Raw genomic sequence first — 3,370 nt, 5'->3', positions numbered from 1 at the left:
CGCAAATTGCTTGGGTGTTATATGGTCAAGCCTCACGGGCAATTAGTATTGGTTAGCTCAACGCCTCACAGCGCTTACACACCCAACCTATCAACGTCGTAGTCTTCGACGGCCCTTCAGGGAACTCAAGGTTCCAGTGAGATCTCATCTTGAGGCAAGTTTCCCGCTTAGATGCTTTCAGCGGTTATCTTTCCCGAACATAGCTACCCGGCAATGCCACTGGCGTGACAACCGGAACACCAGAGGTTCGTCCACTCCGGTCCTCTCGTACTAGGAGCAGCCCCTCTCAAATCTCAAACGTCCACGGCAGATAGGGACCGAACTGTCTCACGACGTTCTAAACCCAGCTCGCGTACCACTTTAAATGGCGAACAGCCATACCCTTGGGACCGGCTTCAGCCCCAGGATGTGATGAGCCGACATCGAGGTGCCAAACACCGCCGTCGATATGAACTCTTGGGCGGTATCAGCCTGTTATCCCCGGAGTACCTTTTATCCGTTGAGCGATGGCCCTTCCATACAGAACCACCGGATCACTAAGACCTACTTTCGTACCTGCTCGACGTGTCTGTCTCGCAGTCAAGCGCGCTTTTGCCTTTATACTCTACGACCGATTTCCGACCGGTCTGAGCGCACCTTCGTACTCCTCCGTTACTCTTTAGGAGGAGACCGCCCCAGTCAAACTACCCACCATACACTGTCCTCGATCCGGATAACGGACCTGAGTTAGAACCTCAAAGTTGCCAGGGTGGTATTTCAAGGTTGGCTCCACGCGAACTGGCGTCCACGCTTCAAAGCCTCCCACCTATCCTACACAAGCAAATTCAAAGTCCAGTGCAAAGCTATAGTAAAGGTTCACGGGGTCTTTCCGTCTAGCCGCGGATACACTGCATCTTCACAGCGATTTCAATTTCACTGAGTCTCGGGTGGAGACAGCGCCGCCATCGTTACGCCATTCGTGCAGGTCGGAACTTACCCGACAAGGAATTTCGCTACCTTAGGACCGTTATAGTTACGGCCGCCGTTTACCGGGGCTTCGATCAAGAGCTTCGCGTTAGCTAACCCCATCAATTAACCTTCCGGCACCGGGCAGGCGTCACACCCTATACGTCCACTTTCGTGTTTGCAGAGTGCTGTGTTTTTAATAAACAGTCGCAGCGGCCTGGTATCTTCGACCGGCATGGGCTTACGGAGCAAGTCCTTCACCCTCACCGGCGCACCTTCTCCCGAAGTTACGGTGCCATTTTGCCTAGTTCCTTCACCCGAGTTCTCTCAAGCGCCTTGGTATTCTCTACCCAACCACCTGTGTCGGTTTGGGGTACGGTTCCTGGTTACCTGAAGCTTAGAAGCTTTTCTTGGAAGCATGGCATCAACCACTTCGTCATCTAAAAGATAACTCGTCATCAGCTCTCGGCCTTAAGATCCCGGATTTACCTAAGATCTCAGCCTACCACCTTAAACTTGGACAACCAACGCCAAGCTGGCCTAGCCTTCTCCGTCCCTCCATCGCAATAACCAGAAGTACAGGAATATTAACCTGTTTTCCATCGACTACGCTTTTCAGCCTCGCCTTAGGGACCGACTAACCCTGCGTCGATTAACGTTGCGCAGGAAACCTTGGTCTTTCGGCGTGGGTGTTTTTCACACCCATTGTCGTTACTCATGTCAGCATTCGCACTTCTGATACCTCCAGCAAGCTTCTCAACTCACCTTCACAGGCTTACAGAACGCTCCTCTACCGCATCACCTAAGTGATACCCGTAGCTTCGGTGCATGGTTTGAGCCCCGTTACATCTTCCGCGCAGGCCGACTCGACTAGTGAGCTATTACGCTTTCTTTAAAGGGTGGCTGCTTCTAAGCCAACCTCCTAGCTGTCTAAGCCTTCCCACATCGTTTCCCACTTAACCATGACTTTGGGACCTTAGCTGACGGTCTGGGTTGTTTCCCTTTTCACGACGGACGTTAGCACCCGCCGTGTGTCTCCCATGCTCGGCACTTGTAGGTATTCGGAGTTTGCATCGGTTTGGTAAGTCGGGATGACCCCCTAGCCGAAACAGTGCTCTACCCCCTACAGTGATACATGAGGCGCTACCTAAATAGCTTTCGAGGAGAACCAGCTATCTCCGAGCTTGATTAGCCTTTCACTCCGATCCACAGGTCATCCGCTAACTTTTCAACGGTAGTCGGTTCGGTCCTCCAGTTAGTGTTACCCAACCTTCAACCTGCCCATGGATAGATCGCCCGGTTTCGGGTCTATTCCCAGCGACTAGACGCCCTATTAAGACTCGCTTTCGCTACGCCTCCCCTATTCGGTTAAGCTCGCCACTGAAAATAAGTCGCTGACCCATTATACAAAAGGTACGCAGTCACCCAACAAAGTGGGCTCCCACTGCTTGTACGCATACGGTTTCAGGATCTATTTCACTCCCCTCTCCGGGGTTCTTTTCGCCTTTCCCTCACGGTACTAGTTCACTATCGGTCAGTCAGTAGTATTTAGCCTTGGAGGATGGTCCCCCCATATTCAGACAAGGTTTCTCGTGCCCCGTCCTACTCGATTTCATGACCAAGAGATTTTCGCGTACAGGGCTATCACCCACTATGGCCGCACTTTCCAGAGCGTTCCGCTAATCTCAAAGCCACTTAAGGGCTAGTCCCCGTTCGCTCGCCACTACTAAGGGAATCTCGGTTGATTTCTTTTCCTCAGGGTACTTAGATGTTTCAGTTCCCCTGGTTCGCCTCTTGCACCTATGTATTCAGTACAAGATAACCATCTTATGATGGCTGGGTTCCCCCATTCAGACATCTCCGGATCAAAGTCTGTTTGCCGACTCCCCGAAGCTTTTCGCAGGCTACCACGTCTTTCATCGCCTCTGACTGCCAAGGCATCCACCGTATGCGCTTCTTCACTTGACCATATAACCCCAAGCAATCTGGTTATACTGTGAAGACGACATTCGCCGAAAATTCGCAAAACTCTTAAGAGTCACTCACAAATTTTACCTTAGCCTGAGCCGTTACCAGTGAAAGTAACGTTCAGTCTATCTTTCTATCACATACCCAAATTTTTAAAGAACGATCTAATCAAAGACTAGAAATCAACATTCACCATCGCATGATGGAATGCTCATTTCTAAACTCTAACGCAGAAGCAACTACAGCCAACAACCATCACAACGTAAATGGTGGAGCCAAACGGGATCGAACCGTTGACCTCCTGCGTGCAAGGCAGGCGCTCTCCCAGCTGAGCTATGGCCCCGTATTTCTACAGGCTTTTCCCACACAAAATTGGTGGGTCTGGGCAGATTCGAACTGCCGACCTCACCCTTATCAGGGGTGCGCTCTAACCAACTGAGCTACAGACCCAATTTCG

2 tRNA genes and 1 rRNA gene are annotated in these 3,370 nt (G+C 51.2%); all 3 read right to left on the bottom strand.

Features of this window, described 5'->3' with window-relative positions:
- Positions 1-21 precede the first annotated feature (21 nt).
- Positions 22-2,913: ribosomal RNA gene (locus M5C56_RS32260) — 23S ribosomal RNA — on the bottom strand.
- A 267-nt stretch (positions 2,914-3,180) separates the two neighbouring features.
- Positions 3,181-3,256, bottom strand: a tRNA-Ala gene (locus M5C56_RS32255).
- A 30-nt stretch (positions 3,257-3,286) separates the two neighbouring features.
- A tRNA-Ile gene (locus M5C56_RS32250) sits at positions 3,287-3,363 on the bottom strand.
- Between the last annotated feature and the right edge of the window lie 7 nt (positions 3,364-3,370).

Origin of the sequence: Pseudomonas sp. MWU13-2862 (genome assembly GCF_023242495.1) — a bacterium.
GTDB classification, from domain to species: Bacteria; Pseudomonadota; Gammaproteobacteria; order Pseudomonadales; family Pseudomonadaceae; genus Aquipseudomonas; species Aquipseudomonas gingeri_D.
This window is presented reverse-complemented; position numbering and strand designations above follow the sequence as displayed.